The organism is Rhizobium sp. 01L410 (assembly GCF_056400165.1).
In genome coordinates, this window is sequence record NZ_JBFTST010000002.1 from 333,614 (window position 1) to 359,594 (window position 25,981).

The 25,981-nt window shown below is 62.5% G+C and carries 21 protein-coding genes and 1 riboswitch; of the genes, 14 read left to right on the forward strand and 7 right to left on the reverse strand.

Features of this window, described 5'->3' with window-relative positions; translation table 11 throughout:
* Positions 1-134: 134 nt before the first annotated feature.
* Together AC1DV9_RS06170 and bluB are read left to right on the forward strand one after the other, a co-directional pair.
* Positions 135-965 carry a TolB family protein gene (locus tag AC1DV9_RS06170; RefSeq protein ID WP_477946726.1) on the forward strand — a complete coding sequence of 277 codons (831 nt, stop codon included), beginning with the start codon at positions 135-137 and terminating at the stop codon, positions 963-965.
* 17 nt (positions 966-982) lie between these two features.
* A riboswitch (cobalamin riboswitch) is annotated at positions 983-1,164 on the forward strand.
* A 43-nt stretch (positions 1,165-1,207) separates the two neighbouring features.
* A complete protein-coding gene (bluB, locus tag AC1DV9_RS06175; RefSeq protein ID WP_477946728.1) occupies positions 1,208-1,891 on the forward strand; it encodes a 5,6-dimethylbenzimidazole synthase in 684 nt (227 codons plus the stop codon).
* Here bluB and AC1DV9_RS06180 read toward each other — a convergent pair.
* Positions 1,888-2,985 (reverse strand): DUF2865 domain-containing protein, encoded by a 1,098-nt coding sequence (locus tag AC1DV9_RS06180; protein ID WP_477946729.1) that lies wholly within the window; start codon positions 2,983-2,985, stop codon positions 1,888-1,890. The genes bluB and AC1DV9_RS06180 overlap by 4 nt on opposite strands.
* Before the next feature lie 124 nt (positions 2,986-3,109).
* On the reverse strand, positions 3,110-5,422 hold the full coding sequence (locus AC1DV9_RS06185) for an NADP-dependent malic enzyme (RefSeq protein WP_477946731.1): 2,313 nt from the start codon (positions 5,420-5,422) through the stop codon (positions 3,110-3,112).
* Between the two features lie 213 nt (positions 5,423-5,635).
* On the opposite strand from AC1DV9_RS06185, the gene AC1DV9_RS06190 reads away from it, so the two are divergent.
* Positions 5,636-6,439 (forward strand): UDP-2,3-diacylglucosamine diphosphatase, encoded by an 804-nt coding sequence (locus tag AC1DV9_RS06190; protein WP_112387475.1) that lies wholly within the window; start codon positions 5,636-5,638, stop codon positions 6,437-6,439.
* A gap of 150 nt (positions 6,440-6,589) precedes the next feature.
* On the forward strand, positions 6,590-7,810 hold the full coding sequence (locus tag AC1DV9_RS06195) for an MFS transporter (protein ID WP_477946733.1): 1,221 nt from the start codon (positions 6,590-6,592) through the stop codon (positions 7,808-7,810).
* On the opposite strand, the gene dgcA is transcribed toward AC1DV9_RS06195, so the two are convergent.
* On the reverse strand, positions 7,762-8,745 hold the full coding sequence (gene dgcA / locus AC1DV9_RS06200) for an N-acetyl-D-Glu racemase DgcA (RefSeq protein WP_477946735.1): 984 nt from the start codon (positions 8,743-8,745) through the stop codon (positions 7,762-7,764). The two genes, AC1DV9_RS06195 and dgcA, sit on opposite strands and share 49 nt — an antisense overlap.
* 83 nt (positions 8,746-8,828) lie before the next feature.
* Here dgcA and AC1DV9_RS06205 point away from each other — a divergent pair, with 83 nt between their 5' ends.
* The 5 genes from AC1DV9_RS06205 (at position 8,829) to AC1DV9_RS06225 (ending at position 13,648) form a co-directional block, all read left to right on the forward strand.
* Positions 8,829-10,010: an MlaE family lipid ABC transporter permease subunit gene (locus AC1DV9_RS06205; RefSeq protein ID WP_477946737.1), complete on the forward strand. Its 1,182-nt coding sequence runs from the start codon at positions 8,829-8,831 to the stop codon at positions 10,008-10,010.
* Positions 10,011-10,019: 9 nt separating this feature from the next.
* Positions 10,020-10,868, forward strand: coding sequence for an ABC transporter ATP-binding protein (locus AC1DV9_RS06210; RefSeq protein WP_477946738.1), 849 nt, complete (start codon positions 10,020-10,022; stop codon positions 10,866-10,868).
* 9 nt (positions 10,869-10,877) lie between these two features.
* Complete coding sequence (locus tag AC1DV9_RS06215) at positions 10,878-12,248, forward strand: MlaD family protein (RefSeq protein ID WP_112387216.1); 1,371 nt, start codon at positions 10,878-10,880, stop codon at positions 12,246-12,248.
* Between the two features lie 32 nt (positions 12,249-12,280).
* Positions 12,281-12,895 carry an ABC-type transport auxiliary lipoprotein family protein gene (locus AC1DV9_RS06220; protein WP_112387217.1) on the forward strand — a complete coding sequence of 205 codons (615 nt, stop codon included), beginning with the start codon at positions 12,281-12,283 and terminating at the stop codon, positions 12,893-12,895.
* Between the two features lie 99 nt (positions 12,896-12,994).
* Complete coding sequence (locus AC1DV9_RS06225) at positions 12,995-13,648, forward strand: glutathione S-transferase family protein (protein ID WP_477946739.1); 654 nt, start codon at positions 12,995-12,997, stop codon at positions 13,646-13,648.
* A gap of 3 nt (positions 13,649-13,651) precedes the next feature.
* Here AC1DV9_RS06225 and AC1DV9_RS06230 read toward each other — a convergent pair whose 3' ends face one another.
* Together AC1DV9_RS06230 and AC1DV9_RS06235 are read right to left on the reverse strand one after the other, a co-directional pair.
* Entirely contained in the window at positions 13,652-14,515 is an 864-nt protein-coding gene (locus AC1DV9_RS06230; RefSeq protein WP_477946740.1) for a D-alanyl-D-alanine carboxypeptidase family protein, read from the reverse strand.
* A 242-nt stretch (positions 14,516-14,757) separates the two neighbouring features.
* The gene (locus AC1DV9_RS06235; protein ID WP_477946742.1) at positions 14,758-21,150 is read right to left on the reverse strand and encodes an apolipoprotein A-IV repeat region-like domain-containing protein; all 6,393 of its coding nucleotides are present in this window, start codon (positions 21,148-21,150) and stop codon (positions 14,758-14,760) included.
* A 464-nt stretch (positions 21,151-21,614) separates the two neighbouring features.
* Here AC1DV9_RS06235 and AC1DV9_RS06240 point away from each other — a divergent pair, with 464 nt between their 5' ends.
* Both AC1DV9_RS06240 and AC1DV9_RS06245 read left to right on the forward strand, forming a co-directional pair.
* Complete coding sequence (locus AC1DV9_RS06240) at positions 21,615-21,983, forward strand: Hpt domain-containing protein (RefSeq protein ID WP_112539261.1); 369 nt, start codon at positions 21,615-21,617, stop codon at positions 21,981-21,983.
* A gap of 227 nt (positions 21,984-22,210) precedes the next feature.
* Positions 22,211-22,531: a 2Fe-2S iron-sulfur cluster-binding protein gene (locus AC1DV9_RS06245; protein WP_112387222.1), complete on the forward strand. Its 321-nt coding sequence runs from the start codon at positions 22,211-22,213 to the stop codon at positions 22,529-22,531.
* Between the two features lie 285 nt (positions 22,532-22,816).
* Here AC1DV9_RS06245 and AC1DV9_RS06250 read toward each other — a convergent pair whose 3' ends face one another.
* The gene (locus AC1DV9_RS06250) at positions 22,817-23,443 is read right to left on the reverse strand and encodes a DUF922 domain-containing Zn-dependent protease (protein ID WP_477946744.1); all 627 of its coding nucleotides are present in this window, start codon (positions 23,441-23,443) and stop codon (positions 22,817-22,819) included.
* Between the two features lie 100 nt (positions 23,444-23,543).
* On the opposite strand from AC1DV9_RS06250, the gene folP reads away from it, so the two are divergent.
* The 3 genes from folP to folK are packed head-to-tail and all read left to right on the forward strand — an operon-like array spanning position 23,544 to position 25,289.
* Positions 23,544-24,413 (forward strand): dihydropteroate synthase, encoded by an 870-nt coding sequence (gene folP, locus AC1DV9_RS06255; RefSeq protein ID WP_477946746.1) that lies wholly within the window; start codon positions 23,544-23,546, stop codon positions 24,411-24,413.
* Complete coding sequence (gene folB, locus AC1DV9_RS06260; RefSeq protein WP_112387225.1) at positions 24,410-24,781, forward strand: dihydroneopterin aldolase; 372 nt, start codon at positions 24,410-24,412, stop codon at positions 24,779-24,781. The genes folP and folB overlap by 4 nt, the downstream gene beginning before the upstream one ends.
* A complete protein-coding gene (folK, locus tag AC1DV9_RS06265) occupies positions 24,771-25,289 on the forward strand; it encodes a 2-amino-4-hydroxy-6-hydroxymethyldihydropteridine diphosphokinase (RefSeq protein ID WP_477946748.1) in 519 nt (172 codons plus the stop codon). The genes folB and folK overlap by 11 nt, the downstream gene beginning before the upstream one ends.
* Positions 25,290-25,343: 54 nt before the next feature.
* On the opposite strand, the gene AC1DV9_RS06270 is transcribed toward folK, so the two are convergent.
* The gene (locus AC1DV9_RS06270) at positions 25,344-25,892 is read right to left on the reverse strand and encodes a hypothetical protein (RefSeq protein ID WP_112387226.1); all 549 of its coding nucleotides are present in this window, start codon (positions 25,890-25,892) and stop codon (positions 25,344-25,346) included.
* Between the last annotated feature and the right edge of the window lie 89 nt (positions 25,893-25,981).

Consider the following 25,981-nt stretch of genomic DNA (forward strand, 5'->3'; position numbering starts at 1 on the left):
GTGTCCTTGAACCTCAGTTCGCTTTTGAAGCGCTGCGCCTTTATCGAAACGCAGATGCATGGCACAAACCGCATGCAAATCAGAATGAAGCGGAACGGCTAAGCGCCGGGCCGCAGCAAATGCGGGAGGCATGCATGCGCAGTTCGGTCGAGATCTACAACATCCTCACCGGTCAGAGCCGGGTCGTGTTCCAGACGGAGCAGCTGATCGAGGCGCCGAATTTTTCGCCCGATGGCCGCTACCTACTGCTGAACGGTGATGGCCTTCTCTATCGTTTGTCACCGGATGGTGAGGGCGGTCTGCAGCAGGTCGATACCGGCTTTGCCACGGCCTGCAACAACGATCACGGCATTTCGCCCGATGGCCGCCGCTATGTGATTTCCGACAAGACCGAGCACGGCAAATCCTGCATCTATACGCTGCCGTCGGAAGGCGGCGCGCCAAAGCAGATCACCGAAAACCTGCCATCCTATTGGCATGGCTGGTCGCCTGACGGAAAGGAACTCGCCTATTGCGGCATCCGCGGCGATCTCTTCGACATCTATACGATTTCCGTCGATGGCGGGGCCGAGCGGCGGCTGACGCATGGCGAGGGGCGCAATGATGGGCCTGACTATTCCTTCGACGGCCAGTGGATCTATTTCAATTCCAGCCGCACCGGGCTGATGCAGATTTGGCGGATTCATCCCGATGGGACCGGCCTCGAGCAGGTCACGCACGACAATTACGGCAACTGGTTTGCCCATCCGGCGCCTACCAACGACAAGGTGCTGCTGCTTTCCTACGACCCTGACGTCTTCGATCATCCGCGCGACCTGCATGTGCGGCTGCGGTTGATGGATATGGACGGCGGCAATCTGACGACGCTTTTCGAGCTGTTCGGCGGGCAGGGCACGATCAATGTTCCCTGCTGGTCACCTGATGGTGACGAGTTTGCCTATGTCCGGTATTTCCCGGCTACTTGAAGCGTCTCGTAAAAGCGGGCAAGACGCTTCGGTCAGGTGCCCGCTTGTCGCGGGAGAATCGGGAATCCGGTGCAAGCCCGGAACGTGCCCAACGCTGTAAGGCCGACGCCTGCCGCATCATGCCACTGGTTGACACCGGGAAGGCTGCGGCGGGCGGATGACGCCAAGTCAGAAGACCGGCCTGGCATCATAGACTGATCCCGTGCGGACGGCGGGGCGGTTGCGTTGTTGGGGATTTGACGATGCGGCCCATGAACAAGGATGCGCTTGAAGGCGCGTCTGCCTTTTCCGCTGACGAGCGCGACGCCGTCTACCGGGCGATCATGACCCGGCGCGATGTGCGCGACCAGTTTCTGCCTGATCCCATCCCATCCGATGTGCTGATGCGGCTGCTTGAGGCCGCACACCACGCGCCCTCGGTCGGCTTCATGCAGCCCTGGAATTTTATCGTCGTCGAAGATGTCGCTGTCCGCCAGCGCGTCTGGAACGCCTTCGACCGGGCGAACCGCGAGGCGGCCGGGATGTTCGATGGTGAGCGGCAGGCGACATACCGATCGCTGAAGCTCGAGGGCATCCTCAAGGCGCCGCTCGGCATCTGCATCACCTGCAATCCGTCGCGCAGCGGTGACGTCGTGCTGGGGCGCACGCATAACCCGCGGATGGATAGCTATTCGACCGTCTGTGCCGTGCAGAACCTCTGGCTCGCGGCACGGGCTGAAGGCATCGGCGTCGGCTGGGTCAGCATTTTCCACGAGAGCGAGCTCAAGGACATTCTCGGCGTGCCCGTGCATATCGAGATCGTCGCCTGGCTCTGCGTCGGCTATGTCGATACGCTCTATAGCGAGCCCGAGCTGGCCGTCAAAGGCTGGCGGCAGCGGCTGCCGCTCGACGAGCTGATCTTCCGCGATGGCTGGGGCCGCCGCTAATTCCGCTGTTGCTGCTGCGGCTGCGGGCCCGATGTTGCCGGGTTCTTCAGGTCGATACTGCCCTGGTCGCCCGCGAGAAATTGCGGGCCGATCTGGCGTACCTTGCTGTTTCCGGGGTCGTAGGGGCGGTCCGGTACCTGTGCCTGCGGCGCAGCCGGTGTGGGGGCGGCCGTTGCCGGCGGCTTGGTGGTGATTGTCGTGATCGAGCCCTTTGGCGGCGGCGCGCTGACGGTCTGGTTCTTGCGCATCTGCTCGTAATAGGCGGTCAGATTGCAGGTGCAGGAGGATTTCTCGCCGGGTGCCCGGTTCTTGTAGGCGAAGGCGTTTGGCATGGCGCTGTAGCGCGCGCCGGTCGCGGCCGAGATCATGTTGGCGGCGTCGGTATTCGAAACGTCCTGATAGAAAAGTTCGGTCTCGATGCCGGGACACATTTTCGAGCAGGTCGAGGCGTCGCGGCTGAAATCGATCGAGGTCGCATTGGTGCTGATCGGGAAGAAGCCGCCGTCGCAGCTGCGCACGCACATGGTGCTGACATGCGACATCATCTCGCCGCGCGGCACACCATATTGCGTGTTGCCTTCTTCGCCGTTGCCGAGCGGAATGAAGGTGTCGCCGCGCATCGCCTGTTCTTCGGTACTTGGCGCAGGGACATAGGCGCGCTCGTCCGGCTGATAGCCCGGATCGTCGTTGCAGCCGTTATCGTCGAGGGCGGCCATCAGTTCGCGGCGTTCGTTGACATCGCTGCCGCCGGCCTCCCGCAGTTGGTTGCGGCGGTCCTGGAGGTAGTGGATGTTGTCGATCATCCGCGATTCCGATTCCTGCAGATCGCTGCAGTAGCGGTCATTCTCGCCGCCGATGACGACCATGCTGTCGACACTGCAGCCGTTGCTGCGCAGGTCGTTGCGCAGCTTGCGTAGCTCGAGGTTCTGTTCGGCTATGGCGCTTGCATATTGACGGATCTCCGGGCCGTTGCCGATCACCTGCGGCAGGTCGGCAAGGCGTCCGCGCAGATCTTCGCAGATCGCGCTGGTCTGCGCCGCCGCGGGCGCGGCAGTAGCGAGAAAGAGAGCAAGGGTCAGGCTTCGGCGTTTCACGGTATCATCCCGCAGCATAGTAAACCGGAAGCGGCAGAGCATTTGCCGCATCCGTTCTGTCTAGCTGCCTTCCGTTAACAAGCTAACGACGGAATTCTAACGCATTTTTCCGATCTACGGCAAATCACGCCGGCTGCTGGGCCTCGACGACGGCGAGCGCCGCCATATTGACCACACCGCGCGACGTCACCGACGGAGCCAGGATGTGGGCCGGGAGCGCCGTGCCGAGCAGGATCGGGCCGACATGCAGGCCGTCGGTCATCGACTTGACGACACCGAGCGTGATGTTGGCGGCATCGAGGTTCGGGAAGACCAGCAGGTTGGCTTCGCCGTGCAGCGTGGTGGAGGGCATGACGCGCTTGCGGATTTCGTCGGCGATTGCGCTCTCACCATGCATTTCGCCATCGACTTCGAGATCGGGCGCGGCGTCACGGATCAGCTGCAGGGCACTGCGCATCTTGGTGGCGCTTTCGCTTTCGCGCGAGCCGAAATTGGAATGCGAGACGAGGGCGGCGCGCGGCGTGATGCCGAAGCGCTTGATTTCCTCGGCAGCCAGAACGGCGGATTCAGCCACTTCCTCGGCGCTCGGATTGAACGTCACGTAGGTGTCGGTGAAGAAGGTGGCGCCGCGCTGCGAGATCAGCAGGCTGAGTGCCGAGAAATCGCGGACATCCTTGCGCTTGCCGATGATCTGGCGAACGTCGCGCAGGTGCTTCTCGTAACGGCCTTCGAGGCCGCAGATCAGCGCGTCTGCTTCGCCGCGGCGCAGCGCCAGCGCACCTATGACGGTGGTGTTGGTACGCACGATCGTGCGGGCCGCTTCCGGGATGACACCCCGGCGGCCGACGAGGGACAGATAGAGATCGACATATTCGCGGAAGCGCGGATCGTCTTCCGGATTGATGACGGCGAAGTCGGAAAGCGGGCGGATGCGCAGGCCGTAGCGTTGCAGGCGGGTTTCGATGACCTGCGGACGGCCGATCAGGATCGGTTCGGCAATGCCTTCTTCGATGAGAACCTGAGCGGCGCGGAGCACGCGTTCGTCTTCACCTTCGGAGAAGATCACTCGCTTCTTTTCGGCAGCCTTAGCGGCCGTAAAGATCGGCTTCATGATGAAGCCGGAGCGGAAGACGAAGCGGTTCAGCTGGTCGAGATAGGCGTCGAAATCGGTGATCGGACGGCGTGCGACGCCGCTCTCGGCCGCTGCCTTGGCGACGGCAGGCGCGATGCGCAGGATCAGGCGCGGATCGAACGGCGAGGGGATCAGGTAGTTCGGTCCGAAGATCGGCGTTTCACCAGAATAGGCGCGGGCGGCGACATCGGACGGCTCTTCGCGGGCGAGGCCGGCGATGGCGCGGACGGCTGCCATCTTCATCGCTTCGTTGATCTCCTCGGCGCCGCAATCCAGCGCGCCGCGGAAGATGAAGGGGAAGCAGAGAACGTTGTTGACCTGGTTCGGGAAGTCCGAGCGCCCGGTGCAGATCATCGCGTCCGGGCGGGCGGCGCGGGCGAGTTCTGGCATGATCTCCGGCGTCGGGTTGGCGAGCGCCATGATCAGCGGCTTTTCGGCCATCTGCTCGAGCAGTTCCGGCTTCAGGACGCCGGCAGCAGAGAGGCCGAGAAAGACATCGGCGCCGCCGATGTTTTCGGCGAGTGTGCGGGTATCGCTCTTCTGCGCGTAGACGGCTTTCCACTCGTCCATGAGCACGTTGCGGTCCTCGTAGACGAGGCCTTCGATGTCGTGGACCCAGATGTTTTCGCGCTTGGCGCCGAGTTCGACGAGCAGATTGAGACAGGCGAGCGCCGCAGCGCCGGCGCCAGACGTGACGATCTTGACGTTGCTGATCGACTTGCCGGCCAGTTCCAGGCCGTTGAGGATGGCGGCGGCGACGATGATGGCGGTGCCGTGCTGGTCGTCATGGAAGACGGGGATTCGCATCTTTGCGCGCAGCTGCTGTTCGATCTCGAAGCATTCAGGCGCCTTGATGTCTTCGAGGTTGATGCCGCCAAAGGTCGGCTCCAGCGAGGCGACGGTCGAGACCATCTGCTCGACGGTCGAGGCATCGACCTCGATATCGAAGACGTCGATATTGGCGAATTTCTTGAAGAGAACGGCCTTGCCTTCCATCACCGGCTTGGACGCGAGAGGGCCGATGTTGCCGAGGCCGAGAACGGCGGTGCCGTTGGAGATGACGGCGACCAGATTGGCGCGCGAGGTATAGTCGGCGGCCGTCTCCGGATCGTCGCGGATCGCGAGACACGGCGCGGCGACACCAGGCGAATAGGCAAGCGCCAGATCGCGCTGGTTGCCGAGCGGCTTGGTCGCCTGAATTTCGAGTTTGCCGGGGCGGGGATAGCGGTGGAAGAACAGCGCCTGTTCGTCAAGAGTTCCACCTGTCAGGTTCTTCTCCGTCTTGGATTTGTCCTGATTATCCATTGCCTTCTCCAATACCGCAGTCATGTCGTTTGAAGCCTTCTCCATACAACAATCAGTGCGGCGGGACAGCGGGAATTTGAGGTTGAAAGCGGAAAACTCTTATGCCCGGAGGATGCGTCAAACAACCGCGCTGTCATCTTCCTGAAACACGAGTCTGATTTTGGAAGGCCAGATGAACGATGGGGCACGGGCAGGATGCCTGTGATGGATTACATGGATACGCGACACTTCCGTACGCTCTTCATTTCCGATGTGCATCTCGGTTCCAAGGCTGCCAAGGCCGACTTCCTGATCGACTTTCTGCGCCACCACGAGGCAGACACGATCGTCCTCGTCGGCGATATCGTCGATGGCTGGCGCCTGAAGCGCAGCTGGTACTGGCCGCAGGTCTGCAACGACGTCATCCAGAAACTGCTGCGCCAGGCGCGCAAGGGTACGCGCGTCGTCTACATTCCCGGCAATCACGACGAATTCCTCCGCGACTTCCCGGGCATGCATTTCGGCGGCATCGAAGTGGCCGAGCGGATGATGCACGAGGGCGCCGACGGGAAGAAGTATCTGGTGCTGCATGGCGACGAATTCGACGTCGTGGTCCGCAATGCCCGCCTGCTCGCCTATCTCGGCGACTGGGCCTATGACATGGCGATCCGCATCAATATCGTTCTGGCCGCCATCCGCCGCCGCATGGGCATGCCCTACTGGTCGTTCTCGGCCTGGGCCAAGTTGCAGGTCAAGCATGCCGTCAACTTCATCGGCGAGTTCCAGCGCGTCGTCGCCGACGAGGCCCGCAAGTGCGGTGCCGACGGCGTCATCTGCGGCCATATCCACCATGCCGTGATCGAGGAGATGGATGGCGTGCGCTACATCAATACCGGCGACTGGGTCGAGAGCTGCACGGCGATTGCCGAGCATGAAGACGGCACTTTCGAACTGATCACCTGGAATGCGATCGCCAGCAGCGAGCCGGTGACTTTGAAGCTGACGCACCAGCCCGAGCGCGCGCCGCAGGCTGCCTGATTTTCATCCCGCCATATTGCAAGACATTTAGCCGTTGCCCCCGGGCAACGGCCCTATTTATTTTTTAAAACGTTTCAAATGGGCTATTTCTCGCCATAGTCGCCCCTAGGTTGATGTGTTAGGCAGCGCACAGTTTCCTGCAGGTCCACCATGATTCCCGCCCAGAATGCCTCTGTCGATGAGGGGGCTCCGCCGCGTTTCCGGCTGCTCAGCGCCCTGTCTTACTGCGCCCCGCTGATCGTCAACGGTGTCGCGCTTCCATTCTTCCCTGTCTGGCTTGCTGTTCACAAATTCACCGATCACGAGATCGGCGTCATCCTTGCCGTGCCGATGGTCGTGCGCGTCCTCGTGGCACCGGTTGTGGCGATGTATGCCGACCGGATGAAGGAGCGCGCCGACGTGCTCCTATGGTCTGGCGGGCTGTCGCTGCTGACGGCGATCGCACTTTACTGGACGACGAGCTTCTGGCCGGTGCTGATCGTCTACAGCGTCCAGGGCGCCACCTTTGCGCCCTATGTGCCGATCGTCGAATCGATCGTTATTTCGGGCGTCCGGCGCTGGGGTCTGGATTACGGTTCGATGCGTGTCTGGGGATCGATCGCCTTCATCGTCTCGACGATGATCGGCGGCGAAATGATCGGCCTGTGGGGTGGCGATATGGTGCTGCCGGTCATGATCTTTGGCTTTGCGATGACCATGGCGATGGCGATCTACTGTCCGCGTATCGGCCCGACGCGGCGCCGCAATACGCCTGTCGATCTGCAGCAGGCAACGGGTAGCTCGTTGCGTCAGCCGCATCTGCTGGTGCTGCTCTGGGGCGTGGCGATCCAGCAGTCCAGCCACGCGCTGCTCTATGCCTTCGCATCCATCTATTGGCATCAGCTCGGCTTCACCGGCACGCAGGTCGGTATTCTCTGGAGCGCCGGCGTGGCCTCCGAGGTTCTGGTGTTCTTCGTCTCGAAGCATCTCAGCCGCCGCTTCAATGCCTGGACGCTGATCCGCTTCGGCTGCGCCATGTGCATCTGCCGCTGGATCCTGTTTCCGATGCATTGGGACTTCGCAGGCTTCTTCTTCCTGCAATGTTTCCATTCCTGCACCTACGCCTTCGTGCATACGGGCGTGCAGCGGCGGATCGTGGCTTCGGTGCAGGCGACGCAGGAATCCTCGGCGCAGGGCGCCTATTTCTTCTACAACGGCATGTTCCTGGGCCTGATGACGCTCGCTTCAGGCTATCTGTATGCCTGGCTCGGCCTCGCCAGCTACTACGTCATGGCGCTGGTCGCGGCGATCGGCATGGCGCTGGTGTTCGTCGCCTATTACCTTCAGCCCCAGAGCTCTTTGTCCGGCGGGAAGACGAGGGACGCTTCGTAGCGCAGGCCGGGCTCGCGATCCCTGGCGAGCAGCAAAGGTCCGTCGAGATCGACGAATTCGGCGTCCTGCGCCAGCAGCACCGCCGGCGCCATGGCGAGCGATGTGCCGACCATGCAGCCGAGCATGATCTGGAAGCCCAGCCGCTGCGCTTCGCGCTTCATCGCCAAGGCTTCCGTCAGGCCGCCGGTCTTGTCGAGCTTGATGTTGATCGCGTCGTAACGGTCGCGGAGGCTGGCGAGATCGCCAGTGTGATGAACGCTCTCGTCGGCGCAGACGATGACAGGCCGCTTGATCACCGCGAGCATCTCGTCCTTGCCGGTCGGCAGTGGCTGTTCGACGAGCGCGATATTCATTTCAGCGGAGATCCGCAAGTGATGTTCGAGCGCCTCCTCCGGCCAACCCTCGTTGGCATCGAGAATGATTGCCGCGCTGGGGGCTGCGGCGCGAACAGCGCGGATGCGGCTTTCGTCGTCGCCGGTGCCGACTTTGACTTTCAGCAGCGCGCGTCCGGCATGTTCCCGCGCCTGTGCCGCCATCACCTCGGGCTCGCCGAGCGATATCGTATACGCAGTCGTCAGCGGCTTTGCCGCCGCAAGGCCGATGGTGGCCGCGACGGCGGCACCGGTCAGCTTGGCCTCCAGATCCCAAAGGGCGCAATCGACGGCATTGCGGGCAGCACCGGGCGCCATCGCCGACTGCAGGTCATCTCTTGAAATACCGGCCTCGATCAACGGCCGTGCCGCTTCGATCTGTGCCTCGACACTTTCCATCGTCTCGCCGTAGCGGCGATAGGGCACGCATTCGCCCCAACCGATTCTGCCATTTTCCCTCAGCGTGACGCTGATCACCTCCGCGGAGGTCTTGGCGCCGCGCGATATGGTGAAAGTGCCCGCGATCGGGAATGAATTCATTTGGATTTCGAGGGACCGTGGCATATTTGCAATCCTGAAAGCATGGAAATTCTGCGGGGCTTGAGTATATTAACCCGCCGGGCGCGCGAGATGTTCGCGAGTCGGCAATGTCGCCGCAAGCCCTGAAAGACACAAGCATTTTGAAGCCCGAGCCCAGCAAAGCCGCCTCACTCCACGTGGACGACCAAGCCAAAGGCTCCGGGCGATTGGTGTGTCTCGAAGGCAATTGGCGCAGCGGCAACATCCACACCGTTCTGAAGGATTTCGAAGCGCTGTCTCGCGGTAACGGCGATCTGACGCTCGATCTTTCCGATGTCACCGATATCGATACTGCCGGTGTCTGGCTGCTGGTGCGGCTGAAGCTCGAAGAGGAGGCCGCCGGCCGCCAGGTGCATTTCGAGGGCACCAATCAGCACATCGACGAGATGATCGAGGAATTCTCGCAGCGGCCGGAAAAGCAGGAAGCGGAACCAGCGAAGAAGCGATCGCTTGCCGAGAGGATTTTTGCGCCCATCGGCAAAATGGCCTACGATCTGTGGGATAATTTTGCGGCAGCGATGTATATTCTCGGTTCCGCAGTGCGCGGTGCGCAGATGAAGTTCGGCCGCGGCAGCGGCGTTTCGCCGGCCTCGATCGTCAACCAGATCGATCATATGGGCGTTCGCGCCGTGCCGATCATCCTGCTGATGTCGTTCCTGATCGGCGCGATCATCGCGCAGCAGGGCGCCTTCCAGCTTCGCTATTTCGGCGCCGAGGTCTTCGTGGTCGATCTCGTCGGCATTCTGCAGCTTCGCGAAATCGGCGTGCTCCTGACGGCGATCATGATCGCCGGCCGCTCGGGCAGCGCGATCACCGCCGAAATCGGCTCGATGAAGATGCGTGAAGAGGTCGATGCGCTGAAGGTCATGGGCCTCAACCCGGTCGGCGTGCTGATCTTTCCGCGTCTGGTGGCGCTGACTGTTGCACTGCCGCTGCTGACCGTGCTCGCCAATTTCGCGTCGCTGCTTGGGGCTGCGACCGTTGCTTGGGCCTATTCCGGCATCACCTTCGCGACCTTCACGTCGCGCCTCCACGAGGCGGTGACGCTGTCCACCGTGCTTGCCGGGATGATCAAGGCGCCGTTCATGGCGCTGGTTATCGGCATTGTCGCCGCCGTCGAAGGGCTTAAGGTCGGCGGCAGTGCCGAATCGCTGGGCCAGCATGTGACGGCTGCGGTCGTTAAAGCGATTTTCGTTGTCATCCTCATGGACGGGCTTTTCGCCATCTTCTATGCGGCCATCAATTTCTAGGGTTTGAGCGTGAACGAGCAACAGACGGAAGCGGGCGGAGAAAAGGAGCGGGACATCGTGCTTTCGGCACGCGATGTCACGGTCGGATTCGGCTCGAAGATCGTGCTCGACAAGCTGAACCTCGATATCTACCGCGGCGAAATCCTCGGCTTCGTCGGCGCTTCCGGTACCGGCAAGTCGGTGCTGATGCGCACGATCCTGCGTCTTTTACCGCGCCGTTCGGGATCGATCGAGATCCTTGGTCAGAATTTCGACGAACTGAACGAGAGCGAGCGCAACTCGCTCGACATGCGCCTCGGCGTTCTCTTCCAGCAGGGCGCGCTGTTCTCGTCGCTGACCGTCAAGGAGAACATCCAGGTTCCGATGCGCGAATATCTGGATCTGCCTAAGTCTCTGATGGACGAACTGGCGCATCTGAAGATCAAGCTGGTGGGACTGGCTGCCGACGCTGCCGACAAATATCCGTCCGAGCTCTCTGGCGGGATGATCAAGCGCGCGGCGCTTGCCCGCGCCTTGGCGCTCGATCCGGACCTCGTCTTCCTCGACGAGCCGACATCGGGTCTCGATCCGATCGGTGCCGCCGAATTCGACGATCTCATTGCCAGGCTGCGCGATACGCTGGGTCTCACCGTCTACATGGTGACCCACGATCTCGACAGCCTGTTTTCCGTCTGCGACCGTATTGCCGTGCTTGGAAAGAAGCGGGTAATGGTGGAAGGGACGATCGACGATATGCTGGCCTACGATGATCCGTGGGTTCAGTCCTATTTCAAGGGCAAGCGCGCACGCTCGATCGTGCCGCAGGAAGAGACTGCCGGCGCCTCGCGCGCGGGCAGTCACGACAGCCGCGGGAAGTGACCGGAGACGATGGAAACCAAAGCGAACTATACGATTGTCGGCATCTTCACCGTTCTGGTGATCGCAGCGGCGTTCGGCTTCGTCTACTGGATGGCGGAATATGGCCGCAGCGGCCCGATGGCCGAGCTTGTCGTGCGTATTCCGGGATCGGCAAACGGCCTTAGCGTCGGTTCGCCGGTGCGCTTCAACGGTATTCAGGTCGGCTCGGTGAAGTCGCTGTCGATCGATGCCGACGATCCGCAATATTCGCTGGCCTTCACCGAAGTGCGCGTCGATGCGCCGATCTACCCGTCGACCAAGGCGATCCTTGAAATCCAGGGCCTGACGGGTGCTGCCTATATCGAAATGTCGGGCGGTAAGGTGGGGGAAGAGAACATTCTCCAGAAGTCGATCGATTCAGGCAAACGTGCGGTGATCGTCGCCGACCAGTCGAGCGTTACCAACCTGCTTGCCACTGCCGACAAGATCCTCGACCGCGCCAATGACGCCGTCGGCCAGGTTCAGGGCTTCGTGCAGGATGCGCGCGGGCCGCTGACCAAGACGCTGCAGAATGCCGAGACCTTCTCCGATGCGCTTGCCAAGAATTCCGGCAATATCGACAGCTTCCTGCAGAGCGTCGGGCAGCTTTCTGAGACCGTACGCAACGTTTCCGGCAAGGTGGATTCGACGCTTGCCGCCGTCGAGGCGCTGGTGAAAGCCGTCGATGCCAAGAAAATCGATACGATCCTCGCCAATGCCGAGAAGGTCAGCAAGGACATCGCAGACGCATCCGGTGGTCTGAAGGGCGCGATCGACAAGTTCGACCAGACGGCAACGACCTTCAACGATGTCGGCAAGAAAGCGCAGTCGGCACTTGATCGCGTCGATACGCTGGTGGCGCAGATCGATCCGCAGAAGCTGAAGGGCTCGGTCGACGATATCTCGCAGGCGACCAAGGATGCACGCGTTGCCGTCGCGTCGATCCGCGATGTGGCCAATACCGTCTCGTCGCATCAGAAGGACATTAACCAGACGATCCAGGACGTCTCGCAGATGGCGAACAAGCTGAACTCGGCTTCGACGCGCGTCGACGGCATCCTGATCAAGCTCGACGCGCTGCTCGGCACCGACAATTCGCAATCGCTGTTTGCCGAAGCGCGTGACACGCTGGAATCCTTCAAGAAGGTTGCCGACAATCTGAACGCCCGTATCGGGCCGATCGCCGACAATCTGCAGAAGTTCTCGAGCGGCGGGCTGCGGGACGTGCAGTCGCTGGTCAACGATACGCGCAACACGGTGCAGAACCTCAACGACGCGATCAGCAATTTCGACAGAAACCCGCAGCGCCTGATCTTCGGTGGCGATACGGTCAAACAGACCGACGGCCGCTCGCGCCGTTGATTTCGATATGAGAAAAGCAGGGGAAGCATAATATGGCCGTATCGCATCTGTTGGCGCGCCGTTCATTGCTGGCGAGAGCAGCCTTCACGCTGCCGCTGGTGGCGCTGACCCTTGCCGGTTGCGGCACGGGCGCCAAGAACGACACCTACGATCTGTCTGCGGCCGTCGGCAGCGGTGCCGGTCCGGCCGCCAAGCGCAGCCAGATCCTTGTGCCGGAGCCGACGGCGCTGGCGGCGCTGAACAGCGAGCAGATCGTCGTTCGCGTCTCGCCCTCCGAAATCCAGTATCTGGCCCGCTCGCAATGGAGCGACAAGCTGCCCCGCATGGTGCAGTCGAAGCTGGTCGAGGCCTATGAGAATTCCGGCAAGTTCGGCGGCGTCGGCAAGCCCGGCCAGGGACTGGCGATCGACTATCAGGTCGTGACCGATATTCGCGCCTTCGAGATCGACAGCAGCAAGGGCAGCCAGGCGGTGGTCGAGATCTCTGCGAAGATCCTCAACGACCGCAACGGCACGGTGCGCGCCCAGAAGGTATTCCGGGCTGCTGCTCCGGCTGGAGGTGCAGCCGAGGGCATGATTAAGTCGCTCGACCGGTCCTTTTCGGCAGTAACGACCGAGATCGTCGACTGGACGCTCCAGTCGATCTGATACCAGAGACCGGCGGGCGAACGGGAAAAATCGGCTGCCGCTGTCGGAACATGACGTGCCGGGACGTCCTTTGCTAAGGAGATAGCAAGGAGACAGAGAATGACCGGCCTCGTCCTCACCACTTTCGATTGGGTTCCCGATCTGCCGCGCGGCTATGTGCGCGACATCCGCGTGCGCTGGGCGCTGGAGGAGGCGGGATTGCCCTATCGCGTTGCGGGCATACCCTTTGCAAAGCGCGACGCGCAGCATTTCGCGCATCAGCCGTTCGGCCAGGTGCCGTGGCTGACCGATGGCGATCTCTCGATCTTCGAAAGCGGCGCGATCCTGCTGCATCTCGGCAGCAAGAGCGAAGCGCTGATGCCAGGTGGCGCGAAGGGCCGCAGCGAGGCGCTGGAATGGCTGTTTGCGGCGCTCAACTCCGTCGAGGCGGCAAGCCTGCCCTGGACGATCATGATCTTCTCCGGGCAGGATGGCGACATGCCGGCTTGGAAAAGCCTGGATTCCTTCCTGAAGGCCAGACTGAAGCATATGGAGCCGGTGCTTGCCGCGCGCGAATGGCTGGCCGGGCAGTTTTCCGTCGCCGATATCCTGATGGCGGATGTGCTGCGCCTCGTCGACCGTTTCGACGGGCTGTCGGACTTTCCGGCCTGCCGCGCCTATGTCAAGCGCGCGACGGCGCGGCCGGCTTTCGCGAAGGCCCATGCGGGCCAACTCGCACATTTCGCGGCTGCCGATGTGAAGCAGCCGGCGTAGCGATCAGTTCGCGGGAACGGCGGCACTGGCTGTCGCCGGATCGGCCGACGCCGTCGCCGCGGCGGGAGCGCCGAGCAACGCAGCGTCCAGCATGGCGGCCATCTTGTCGTCGCGGATCGCTGCGGTCTTTTCGCCCATGACAACGCCGACGACGTGGCGGCCGTCCTTGTTGACCGAGGTCACGACGTTATAGCCGGATGCATCCGTGTAGCCGGTCTTGATGCCATCGGCGCCCTGGTAGCGATACATGACATTGTTGTGGCCGCGCAGCTTCATGCCGCGGAACTGGAAGCCGCGCATCGAGAACATCTTGAACTCTTCCGGATAGTCGCGGATCAGCGCGGCGCCGAGCGTCGCCATGTCGCGCGCCGTCGTCATCTGTTCCGGATCGGGCAGGCCGGACGGGTTCTTGAAGGTGGTGTTGGTCATGCCGAGCTGGTGGGCCTTGGCGGTCATCAGCTTTCCGAAGGCATCTTCCGAGCCGCCGAGCTGTTCGGCGATCGCCACGGCCGCGTCATTCGCCGAGAGAACGATGATGCCCTCGACGGCTTCGCGGACGGTGACCTTGCGGCCGGCACCGACGGCGAGCTTGAAGGGCTCCTTGCTCTCGGCATTCTCGGACATGGTGAGCTTCTGATCCCAGCCGAGGCGGCCGGCATGCATGGCTTCGAATGCCAGGTAGAGTGTCATCATCTTGGTCAGCGACGCCGGGTAGTTCAGCTCGTCCTGATTGGCACTTGCCAGCACCTGGCCCGTCTGCGCGTCGATCAGGAAACTCGCCTGTCCGGCTGAGGATGTGGAGGAGAGGCCGAGGAACAGGGAAGCGGAGAACGCTGCGGAGAGAAGCAGCGGCATGGTCTTTGGCATCGAATGTGGTCTCTTCAAAAACGGCGGCAGCGCGCTGGCAACCTGAATAGGGTCGTGACGGAGTGACGTTGTCTGGCCACCGGATTGAGCAAATCTACGGCATTATGACAAGCGTGTCTTGCTTATAAGCCCGGATTTGCGGCGGCCGTTTGTCTCACTTTGCCGTGAGGCGCTTCGTACCGAATGAAAAAGGGCCGCTGATGAAGCGGCCCTTTGTGTAGCGAAGTCCAGGTTCTTTTCCGTTAGGTCAGGCGGCCCGCGGCGTGGGCCAGCATGGTGTAGACCTTGCCGGTATCGGACGTCAGATAAGACTGGGTGATCGTCCGGTCGCGGTCGCTGCGGGCGACGTCCGCAAGCAGCTTTTCGAAGTCGGCGATGTAGCGATCGACAGCTGTGCGGAATTCCGGCTCGCGGTCATACTTGCGCTTGATCTCGTCGAAGGTCTGCTGGCCCTTCAGCGTATAGAGGCGGCGCGTGAAGACGTCGCGCTCCCCACGCTGGTAACGGCGCCACAGATCGACTGAGGCGTCGTGATCGATGGCGCGAGCGATATCGACCGAGAGCGAGTTCAAGGATTCGACGACGTGACGCGGATTGCGGCTGTCGGCGGCGCGCTGCTGTGCCGGAGCGGCTGCTTCGGCGCGCGGTGCTGCCGAACGGGCAGGTGCTTCCTCGGTATCCTCGTCACGCGAGGCGCCACGCAGCAGATCGCTGATCCAGCCACCGGATTCCTGGCGGGCAGGCGTAGCAGCTACGGGTGCGGGCGCAACGGGAGCAGCACGCTGCGGCGCTGCCGCCGGTGCCGGAGCGATGGTGCCGCGAAGTGCGAAGCCATCTTCGATCTGCGGACTGGGTGCCGGAGCAGCCACAGGCTGCGGGGCCGGCTGTGCAGCAACGACGGGCGCTGCAACAGGGGCCGGAGCAGGTGCCGGCGGAGCCTGGCGCGGCGCGGGAGCCGGGGCCGGTTGGGCGGCGCGCGGCGCCGGTTCGGAGACTTCGAACTGCTGCACCGAGCGGCCGACGATATGCGAGATATCCTGCAGCGCCTTGATCTGTTCGGCGACGGCGCGGCGCATGGCGGCAGCGCTTTCCTTGGCTTCCTCTGGAAGATCGAAGGCACCGCGCTTCAGCTCGCTGCGGGTCATGTCGAGTTCCTTGCGGATATCGCCAGCCGAGCGGCGGATTTCTTCCGTCGCACCCGAGAAGCGGGCAACCGCCTCGTCAACGGCTTCGCGCAGCGATTCACGCAGCTGCTGGGCAGCGCCATCCGAGGCGCGGCCTGCTTCGCCGAGCATGCGTTCAACATCTGAAAGGGAAGCCGTCAGGCCGCCGCGGAGACGGTTGGCAAGCTCGCTGGAGCGGCGTTCGGCATTGCCGAAGGTGCCGTCGATCGTGGCATTGGCTTCTTCGCCGGCCTTGACGATCGAGCTGCGCATGGCCTCGGCGGCTTCTTCGGCACGCTTCTCGGTGTCGGAGAGCACGCGGCCGATATCGGCGAAGGAAGACTGCACGCTCTGGCGCAGATTTCCGCTGACCTGATTGGAGCGCTGTTCGGCGCGCTCGAAGGCGCCTTCGACCATGGTGCCAAGCGCACGCATCGTCTTTTCGATTTCTTCCGAACGCTGCACGAGACCGATCGACAGGCTCTGGAGAGCGCCTTCGCGCTCTTCGAGGGTCGAAACGAGGTTCGACTGGGCGGCACCCAGCAGACCGGAGGCCTGCGTCAGAACCTTGGAGTGTTCGTCGAAGCGGCCGATGATCGAGCCGACCTGGGCGAGCGTCTGGCCGGAGATATCCGACAGGCGATCGACCTTGCCTTCGAGAAGGCGGGTGGAGGCGGAGACCATTTCGGCAGCCTTGGCAGCCGAGTCCGTGAAGCGCGAGGTCGTGTCGCCGAGGCGGCCGTCGACGTCGGTCAGATCCTGGGCGGCGCGGTTCATCATCAGCGCCATCGAGGCGCTGTTATCAGAGAGGCGCTCGATCAGCGAATTGACGTTGGCAAGCAGGCTGGTCTCGATGGCGTTGACGGCCGTCGAGGCGCTTTCCGTGCGGGCGGCAATGGCGTTGGCGAGAGCGGCATTTTCGGCACGCAGGCGATCGGCGCTCTGCTCGGCAGCAGCGGCGATGCGGGCGGCGGCCTCGTGTCCGGTCTCGGCATAACGCTCGATCATCGGGCGGGCGGTCTCGTCGATGAGGCGCGAGAGCTCGGAGGAGCGGCCGGCCAGCATCGAGTTCAGTTCGCGGGTGCGCTCGTCGAGCGTTGCACGGATCGAGGTGCCGCGGGCTTCGAGAGCCTTCTCGACATCGGTCAGCGACGCGTCGATTTCGCGGGCACGATCTTCCAGACCGGTGCGGATCGCCGTGCTGCGGGCTTCGAGCGCACGGTCGACATTCGACATGGTGCTGGCGATACCTTCGCTGGCGCTGGTGATCGTCGTGCGGATGGCGTCGCCGCGGGTCTCAAGCGACGACTGGGCGTCGGAGAGAGCCTGCGAGATGGCGTTGACCTGGCCGCTGACCAGGGTCTCGGCTTCGGCAACCTTGTTGACGATGGCGTTGCCGGCTTCGGAGAAGGTCTGGGCGACGGCGGCGGCCTGGCCTGCGAGGCGGTTCTGCGCCTCGGAAACGCGGCCGACGATCTGCTCGGAGCGCTCGTCCATGGAGCGGGCGAACTCGCCGGTCTTGTTATCCAGTGTTTCGGTGAACTGCTGGCCGGTGCGGCCCATCAGGTCTGCGGTGCGCTGTGCTTCGGCATCCATGCCCTGAGCGGCATCGGCCACAGCGTTGCGCAGCGTCGAGGCGAGGCCGGCGGCCTTGCCTTCGATCGTCTGGTTGACGGCGTCGAGACCCATGGTCAGCGCCCGGTCCATGGTGGACAGGCGTTCGCCGAGACGTTCACCGCCGCGGTCCATGGTGTCGCCGAGATTGGCGGTACGCTCGTCGATCGACGACGAAAGCGTTGCCGTGCGCTCATCGAGCGAGGTGGCAAGGCGGTTGGTGCGATCATCGAGCGAGGAGGCAAGACGCGCGGTGCGCTCGTCCAGGGCTGCGGTCAGATTGGCCGAGCTGCTTTCGATCGACGACGTCAGCTGAGACGCGCGGCCGTCGAGGCTCGACGTAAGACCTGCGGCCTGTGCATCGATCGAGGCGGAAAGGCTGCGTGCGCGCTCATCGAGCGTGGCTGCAAGATTGGCGGTGCGTTCGTCGATTGCGCCAGACAGCGTGTCGCTGGTGCTTTCGAGAACGGTGGTGACGCGCAGGGCGGCGTCATCGCCAAGTTCGCGCAGCTGGTTGATGCTGTCGGAGAGCGTCTCCGAGAGGCGCGTACCGGCGGCATCGACCTGTTCGGCAACACCACCGACGCCATCGCGGATGCGGTTTTCGAGCGCCGAGAGGCCGGCTTCGACGCGCGAGCCGGTTTCGGAGAAGCGTTCCGTCATGCTGCCGACCGACTGGTCGAGATGAGCAGAGAAGGTTTCAGCCGAGCGCGAGATCTCGTCGGCGGCACCCTGGAAGCGTCCGGCGATCTGGCCTGCGCCATCGCGCAGGCGTTCGTCGAGTGCGCGTGCGCTGTTGTCGATCGTCTGACGCAGCGAAGCTTCGTGATCTTCGAGCGACATTTCCAGCATGCTGGCGCTGGCGGCGACAGAGGCGCTGATCGTCGTTGCCTGCTCCGACAGCGTGTCGCTGATCTGCGCATGGGCTTCGCCGAGCGCCAGGCTGATGGCGTTAGTGCGGTCTTCGAGGGTCGAGCGGATGCGGTCATGCGCCGATGCCAGGCCACCCTCGATGCGGTCGGCGGCCTCGCCGGTCAATGTCCGCAGGCGCTGCGCAGCATCGCCGGTGACGGCTTCGATGCGATCGGCAGCTTCTCCCGTCAGCGACTGCATGCGGGCAGCGGCATCACCGGTAACGGCCTCGATACGATCGGCGGCTTCGCCGGTCAGCGTCTGCAGGCGTGCGGCTGCATCGCCGGTGACGGTCTCGATACGGTCGCTGTTGCTCGACAGCGAAGAGTGCAGGGCGGCCGCGTGGTCGCTCAGCGAGCGTTCGAGGCGTTCCTGGCTGTCGATATAGGCGCTGCGGATGGCTTCCGACTTGTCGGCGAAGGCGCCGGCAACGCGGGCTTCGGCGCCGGCAACCGTGTCCAGCATGGCATTGGCGCGGGCTTCCAGGGCGCTGTCGAAACGGCTCTGGCTGTCATCCAGCGAAATCGCCATTGCCATAGTCTTCTCGTCGAGCGAGTCCGACAGACGGTCATGGTGACCTGCCATGGCATCGACGAGCGCATTGCTGCGTTCGGACATGGTGTTTTCAAAGCGCTCCTGAGCGGAGTCGAGCGAGATAGCGAGTGCCATTGTGCGTTCGTCGAGAGCGTCGGCGACACGGTCGTGGTGACCGGAGAGCGTGCTTTCCAGAGCGTTGGCGCGTTCGGCCATGGCGCTGTCGATGCGCTCATGGGCGGAATCCAGGGCCGTCGTGATCGCTGCGGCGCGCTCGGAGATGACAGTGTTCAGGTCGTCGGCGCGGCCGAAGGCCGAGGTAATCTGCTCGGTGCCTGAAGAGACCGCTGCCGTCAGTTCCGATGTCGTCGACAGCAGCGTGTCACGGAATTCGGTCGAGCGGGCCTGAAGGTTGTTGTGCAGTTCCGAAGTGCCTGCTGCCAGTGCCAGCGAGATTTCGCCGGTGGCGTTGTGGAGGGCAGACGACAGGGCTGCGGTGCGGTCGGCAAGGCCGGCATGCAATTCGGACGTGCCGGTGGCCAGCGCGTTGGTGATCTCGCCGGTAGCGCCCTGCAGCGCTGCGGAGAATTCACTGGTGCGGCCTGCGAGGCTGCCGTGGAAATCGGCCATGCCTGCTGCCAGCGCTTCGTTGACTTCACCAGAGGCGCTCTTCAGCGTCTGGTTGATTTCCTTGGTGCGGGTGGCCAGCGCTTCGGAAATCTCATCGACCTTGCTGCCGAGCGAGCTTTCGAGAACTTCCTGGCCGGTGCCGAATGCCGTTGCCAGCGCGAAGGACTGGTCGGTCAGCGATGCGCCGAGACGCTCGATGCTCGAGGTCAGGATGCCATCCAGCGATTCCGAACCGCCAGCCAGCGTCTCGTTGATGCGGGCGAGACTTTCCATCAGCTTGGTGTCGAGAGAACCTGCGCGCTTGTCGAAAGCGGTGGCGAATTCGGCGACGCGTTCGTCGAAAGCGGTGGACATCTGCGCGACCGTGCTCTGCAGGCGCTCTTCGAAGAAGCCCGAACGCAGGTCGAGATCCATGATCGCGTCGTCGGCGCTGGACTGCAGGCTCTGGCGGAAGCTCTGGCCACGCTCGTCGAGAGCGCTGTTGAGCTTGGCAAGCACGCCATCCAGCGAGCCGGTGATCTCACGTTCGCTGCCGGTCAGCGTCTCGTTGATCTCGCGGGTGCGGGCAATCAGGATTTCGTTCAGCTGGCGGGCGCGGTCGTTGAGCGCCGCGTTCAGCTTCTCGGCGCTGCTGTCCATGGTGGAAGCGCGCGTCTCGAACTGGCTGAGCAGGTGCTCGCCGCGTTCGCTGAGGCTCGACGTCAGCGTATCCAGGCGGGTGTCGAATTCATGGGCCAGCGCAAAGCCCGACGAGGTCAGGGTCTGCAGCAGGGAATCGGTCTTGACGGCCAGCAGCGAGCCGAGCGACTGGATGGCGGCTTCCGACTTTTCGGTGAGCGTCGCAGCGCGCGTATCGATCATCGAGGCGAAGGCTTCGCCCGAGGTCGAGAGGCGGACGGCGATTTCTTCCGTCGCCAGCGACAGGTCTTCCTTCAGCTGGTCGTGAACGCCGACGATCGAGCTGCGGATGCGCTCGGCGTGATTGACGATCGCTTCGCGTTCGGAGCCGAGCTCGTGGACGAGGCCGCGCACGCGCAGTTCGTTATCGGCGTAGCTGCGCTCCAGCGCGTTGACTTCAGAATGGACAAGGGTTTCCAGCTCGGAGGCGCGCGCAATAGTGCGCTCGATGCCTTCGTTCATGGCGGACACTTCGCGGCGCACAGCCTGGCCGACGGTCATGATGCGCTCGGAGGCGATCGTTTCCGGTTCGGAGAGACGCAGGGCCACTTCAGCCATCGAGCGGGCGGCGTTGCGCATGTCCTGGGCACGCGAAATCATGATCGCGAAGGCGTAGAACAGCAGCACGGGAACGATGATGCCGACGATGCCGGCAATCACGCCAGGCAGGCCGACCAGATCGGCGACCGAACGGATCTGCCAAATCTGCGGCGAATAGAGCAGGGACATCAGACCGATGCCGCCGACAATCCAGATCAGCGAAAACAGAGTGGCGTTGCGCACGGCGACGCGCGTCGAGCTGCCGTCGAGCGACTTCAGAAGCGAAGCGGGCGTGTTGCGGTTGGCATCGTTTGCCGGGGCAAAGGCGGGAGCGCGGGGTGCCTGCTGCTCTGCAGCCTTTGAGCGGCCGCGGCGGCGCTGGCTGTCGTCCTGGTCCTGCTGATTACGCGCAGATGGGTTCTCAGACACATTGGCCTCCGGGGCGTCGGGCGTTTTGCCGCTGCGAGACGGCGCTTTCTGCTGGCTGAAATCGATCTGGAGCGCTTCGTCCAATGCTTTGAACGCCTTGTCCTCGATCGACTCGTTGTACTTGTTGTTCGCCATTCCGTTACGCCTCGTTACATCTCAGCCGGTTCAGCCGCTGGTCCGGACATCGCCGCGTCCGGACGTCAACCTTTTGCCTCTGACCTTCCCATCCAAGACGACGGACGGATAAGCATGTCATTTCAGAGTGGATAGCCGCTTTTTCAAACGGACGGTATCAAAACATTACCATTATCCACTTGGCCCGCAAAGGCGCGTAGCACAAACCCACTGTACCAGTATCGTAGTGACACATCCGGGCTTCGTAGACAATTAACGAAGGCTTGCTAATCACCTGCCGTTAATGGGTTGTTAACATGATTTAACGGCAGAGCCTGTTGAAAAACCAATAATTTAGCGATGTTTAACGGATATTAACCATAGCGCCAGAATCCCGCCCTCAATGTGCCGGAATTTAACGCGATCGCCACTCTCCAACCGCACTGTAGAGTTCAACCGCGGGGATAAAGACGGGAGTTTGGCACATGGCAGCAGTCAGTATCGCGTTCGAGGCGCCGGATAATTCGAAGGGGCCTTGCCCCTCAAAGGTCCGTCCGATCGACCTGGTGCATCTTGCAAAGCAGACGATGGGCGACAAGGCCCTCGAAATCGAAGTCCTCCAGATGTTTGCGCGCCAGGCACGCGCGTGTCTCGGAGAGATCGCCTCTGGAGAGGCGCAGAAGATCGTCGCAGCCGCGCACCGGCTGAAGGGCGCGGCAAGCGCTGTCGGTGCTTTCCGGGTGTCGGAGACGGCGGAAACGCTTGAGGACAATGCTGGTGACGCCGCATCGATGGCAGCCGTCGGTGCTGCTGTCGTCGAGGCCGAGAATTTCATCCTGAAGCTGAGCCGCTAAGAGCTGGCATAAGTCGCAAAGCTGGACCCGCTGCATCATTCCGGAACAGGCCTATCTGTTTCCGATGAGCAGCGGGTCTTTTTGTGACCAGCGGCATGCCGCAATCAAGCAAGCCTGTCGCTTTTAAGTATGGGATGACACTGCCGGGGCGGTCGATGTTGACTGCCTCGCAGATTTGTTGGAAGAAAAATTCTGATCCTCCCTCAATACGGTTACCGGAAATCACCATGCCCAAACTGACCATTGTCGCCTTCGACGGCACGCGCTTTGACCTTGACGTCGATCAGGGTTCCACCGTCATGGAAAATGCCGTGCGCAATTCCGTCCCGGGCATCGAAGCCGAATGCGGCGGCGCCTGCGCCTGCGCCACCTGTCATGTCTATATCGACGAAGAATGGGTCGAGCGCGTCGGCCCGCCCGAAGCCATGGAAGAAGACATGCTGGACTTCGCCTTCGACGTCCGCCCAACCTCGCGCCTCTCCTGTCAGATCCGCATGAAGGCTGTGCTGGATGGGCTGACGGTTCACGTGCCGGAACGCCAGGCCTGATCTCGCCAAAAAAAGCCTCGCGCGCCGGATGACGAGCGAGGCGAGGCGGGCGCATAACCATCGGACGAGGGAGGACCGTCCGCGGCTTGGAACGCGCCAGGAGAACCCAGCGACAGAAAGATCAGGCTGTTCAGCCCTGAACTTTCGAATGTGTTCATATTAGCGCGCCTCAGTTGAGTCGCCTATCGCTAATTTTCACCATTGAGAGGCTGGGGAGGACGCAAGTTTCGCACAGGTTTCGTTGTGCAGCTAACGATCTTTCGTCGTATTTTGCCCGCAAATGCGCTAGTTTTTGCCGCCGGATGATTTGAGTCGGTTGTTGAGCAGCCGCATCATCCGATTCTGGAAATTGACCGCTTCGACCTTGTCGAAGCGCGCCTGAAGGCGGTCGTGCTCGTCTATGCCGCGAGTGGATTCTTCCGATACCAACTCCTGCATTGCCTCGCAGTTGCGCTGTGCGGGAAGCGCGAGAATGCCGCGCTCCATGGCGCGTGCCTGTGTTCTGGCGATTTCGGCGTGGCGCTCTTCGTGGCGCTTGATATCGCTCGATAGCGCATCCCAGATCATCGACAGATCCTTCGTCGCGCCCTTGCGGTTACGCCAGCGCGGCAGGATGATCTGAGTATGGACGGTGACCTTGGCGCTGCCGACCTTGCAGCGTGCGTTGTGCTGGACATAGGTGGCTTCTCCGCCGAAGCGGATCTTGGTGGCGCCGGGGTGGCGGGCGGATGAACCGTTGGCCGTCGGGCCGCGGGTGCTGAGCTGCTGGTCGAGCTCGTCGGCGGTTTTGCCGCGGATGTCGAAATAGGAATAGCTCTTCGTGGCGACCACTTCGGCCGACGCTGAGGTGCAAAGGGCAATCGTCATGGAAAAAGCAAGGAGAAGACGCATATTCGGCGATGCGGAAGGCATTCTAGACGGTGACCCATGTTGAAGTTTGGCGGAGCTTGGGGCATAGCCACCGCGAGCGCAATAGGCGCAGGATTTTTTATTATCAATAGGATAAACGCCGGTGAGTGAGCTTCAGGTCAGCCGATGGCGGGTCGCCCATGACCGCGAATTGACGCTCGGCGCAACGAGCGTGATCATGGCGATCGTCAACGTGACGCCGGACTCGTTTTCCGATGGCGGGAAGTACGATCACGCCGATGCAGCCGTCGCGCACGCGCTGGCGGCGGTGGCCGAAGGTGCTGAGATCATCGACATCGGCGGCGAGTCGACGCGGCCGGGTGCCGCCAAGGTCGATGCGGCCGAGGAGCAGCGGCGCGTGCTGCCCGTCATCGAGGCGCTGCGCGGCAAGACCGAGGCGCTGATTTCTGTCGATACCTACCGGGCGGAGACCGCAAGGCTCGCCATCCAAGCCGGCGCCCATATCGTCAACGACGTGTTCGGGCTGCAGAAGGATCTGGCGATGCCCGGCGTTGTTGCGAAGGCGAATGCCGGCGTGTGCATCATGCATACGGGCCGCGAGCGCGAGAAGCTGCCAGATATGGTCGCCGATCAGGCAGTGTTCCTGGAGCGGTCGCTGGCACTGGCAAGCGAGGCCGGGATTGCCAACGAGCAGATCGTTCTCGATCCAGGCTTCGGTTTCGCCAAGGAAACGGCGGATGAGAATTTCGAGTTGATGGCGCGGTTTGCGGAGCTGTCGCGCTTCGGCTTTCCGTTGCTCGCCGGGACCTCGCGCAAGCGCTTCATCGGCGCGGCGACCGGCCGGGATGCCGCCGATCGCGATGCGGCGACGGCGGCCAGCAGCGCGCTGCTCAGATTGGCGGGGGCTGCGGTTTTCCGGGTCCACAATGTCGCAATCAACAGGGATGCGCTGGCTGTTGCCGATGCTATGCTGGGGGCACGCCGAAATTACGAAGGACGCCGGGGCCAATGACTATGAAATACACGATCCTGATGCAGAACTGTGCGTTCTTCGCGCGCCACGGCGTGCATGACGAGGAAGAGTTTCTCGGGCAGCGCTTCTTCGTCGATGCCGAACTCGATGTGACTGCCGGAAAGGCGCTGGAAAGCGATTCGATCGAGGATACCGTCAATTACGGTATCGCCTTCACCGTCATCGAGGAGATCGTCGTCGGCAAGCGGCGCTATCTGATCGAGGCGCTGGCGCTTGATATCGCCAAGGGGCTCTGTGAGCGCTTTCACCAGATCACCCGCGCAAAGATTACGGTGCGCAAGCCGAGCGCGCCAGTTCCGGGCGTGCTGGATTTCGTTCAGGTGAGCGTCGAACATTTTGCACACTGATCGTTTCAAGGCGGCCACACTCGGTCTCGGCGGCAATATCGGCGATCCCGTCAGCGCGATGGCTTCGGCACTACAGCGGCTCGATATGCGGGACGATTGCCGGGTGACAGCAGTGTCCAGGCTTTACCGGACGCCGCCATGGGGCAAGACCGATCAATCCTTCTTCTTCAATGCTTGTGCCGGGGTCGAGACGTCTCTGGCGCCGGAGGCACTGCTCGATGTCTGTCTTGAGATCGAGCGGGAGATGAAGCGCGAGCGGATCGAGCGCTGGGGCCCTCGCACGCTCGATATCGACGTTCTGACCTACGAAGGTGTCGAGCAGGAAGCGCCGCGGCTGGAGCTACCGCATCCACGCATGACGGATCGCGGCTTCGTGCTGATGCCGCTTGCTGATTTCGCGGGAGATCTTCTGGTGAAGGGGCGGACGGTTCGGGATTGGCTCGCTACTGCCGATGTGCAGGGCATCGAAATCGCTGATGCCAGCTTCGAGTGGTGGCGGGAACCCTGAAACGGAAAGCGGCGGAAAATCCGCCGCCTGGGTGTGCCCTGAGGATGTTCCGTCTTACTGGACTGAGCCGACCGTCATCTCGTCCAGCTGACGGGTGAGGGTGAGGCCGATCACCGGAATCATGCGGTCTTCGACCTTGACTGAGACGGTAACGTTCATCGTCTTGTCATCGCGGATGCGGGCGATCATCGCGCCGTTCAGCTTGGAGCGGTTGAGACCAACGACGACGGTATCCGGGGTGACGGTGCCGGATACAACGTCCAGACCCTTGCCGGCGGCGCCATCCAGGAACTGTCCCTTGTAGCTGCTGCCCGACTGGGTGATCGTCGCGGTCATCGGCTGTTTGAAGACGCCGACGCGGCAGGAGCCGTCAAGCTTTATACCGGTGCCATCTGTAACCGAGGAGCCGACCAGGTTGCAGGTGAACTTCGTGCCCTTGTACTTCCCGGCAACGATTTCGCCCGGTCCACGCCAGGATCCGGCCACCGATTCGAAGAAGGCCTTATCGCGTGTCGCAGCGGTTGCTGCAGGAGTGACGTCAGCCATTGGCGACAGAGCCACGGCGGCCAGGCCGCAGACGAAAAGAAGCTTGCGCAAATACATGGATTTTCCTTGGCACACCTACCCGCTACTGCCTCAGAGTTTTGCCGAATAATGGTTAATGGTTGGTTTCCGGGCTGGCGAAAGGCTCT

Coding starts and splice junctions, on each gene's coding strand:
- AC1DV9_RS06170 (WP_477946726.1), top strand. CDS start 135: ATGCGCAGTTCGGTCGAGATCTACAACATCCTCACCGGTCAGAGCCGG.
- bluB (WP_477946728.1), top strand. CDS start 1,208: ATGCGGCCCATGAACAAGGATGCGCTTGAAGGCGCGTCTGCCTTTTCC.
- AC1DV9_RS06185 (WP_477946731.1), bottom strand. CDS start 5,422: ATGGATAATCAGGACAAATCCAAGACGGAGAAGAACCTGACAGGTGGA.
- AC1DV9_RS06190 (WP_112387475.1), top strand. CDS start 5,636: ATGGATACGCGACACTTCCGTACGCTCTTCATTTCCGATGTGCATCTC.
- AC1DV9_RS06195 (WP_477946733.1), top strand. CDS start 6,590: ATGATTCCCGCCCAGAATGCCTCTGTCGATGAGGGGGCTCCGCCGCGT.
- dgcA (WP_477946735.1), bottom strand. CDS start 8,745: ATGCCACGGTCCCTCGAAATCCAAATGAATTCATTCCCGATCGCGGGC.
- AC1DV9_RS06205 (WP_477946737.1), top strand. CDS start 8,829: ATGTCGCCGCAAGCCCTGAAAGACACAAGCATTTTGAAGCCCGAGCCC.
- AC1DV9_RS06215 (WP_112387216.1), top strand. CDS start 10,878: ATGGAAACCAAAGCGAACTATACGATTGTCGGCATCTTCACCGTTCTG.
- AC1DV9_RS06220 (WP_112387217.1), top strand. CDS start 12,281: ATGGCCGTATCGCATCTGTTGGCGCGCCGTTCATTGCTGGCGAGAGCA.
- AC1DV9_RS06225 (WP_477946739.1), top strand. CDS start 12,995: ATGACCGGCCTCGTCCTCACCACTTTCGATTGGGTTCCCGATCTGCCG.
- AC1DV9_RS06230 (WP_477946740.1), bottom strand. CDS start 14,515: ATGCCAAAGACCATGCCGCTGCTTCTCTCCGCAGCGTTCTCCGCTTCC.
- AC1DV9_RS06235 (WP_477946742.1), bottom strand. CDS start 21,150: ATGGCGAACAACAAGTACAACGAGTCGATCGAGGACAAGGCGTTCAAA.
- AC1DV9_RS06240 (WP_112539261.1), top strand. CDS start 21,615: ATGGCAGCAGTCAGTATCGCGTTCGAGGCGCCGGATAATTCGAAGGGG.
- AC1DV9_RS06245 (WP_112387222.1), top strand. CDS start 22,211: ATGCCCAAACTGACCATTGTCGCCTTCGACGGCACGCGCTTTGACCTT.
- AC1DV9_RS06250 (WP_477946744.1), bottom strand. CDS start 23,443: ATGCCTTCCGCATCGCCGAATATGCGTCTTCTCCTTGCTTTTTCCATG.
- folB (WP_112387225.1), top strand. CDS start 24,410: ATGACTATGAAATACACGATCCTGATGCAGAACTGTGCGTTCTTCGCG.
- AC1DV9_RS06270 (WP_112387226.1), bottom strand. CDS start 25,892: ATGTATTTGCGCAAGCTTCTTTTCGTCTGCGGCCTGGCCGCCGTGGCT.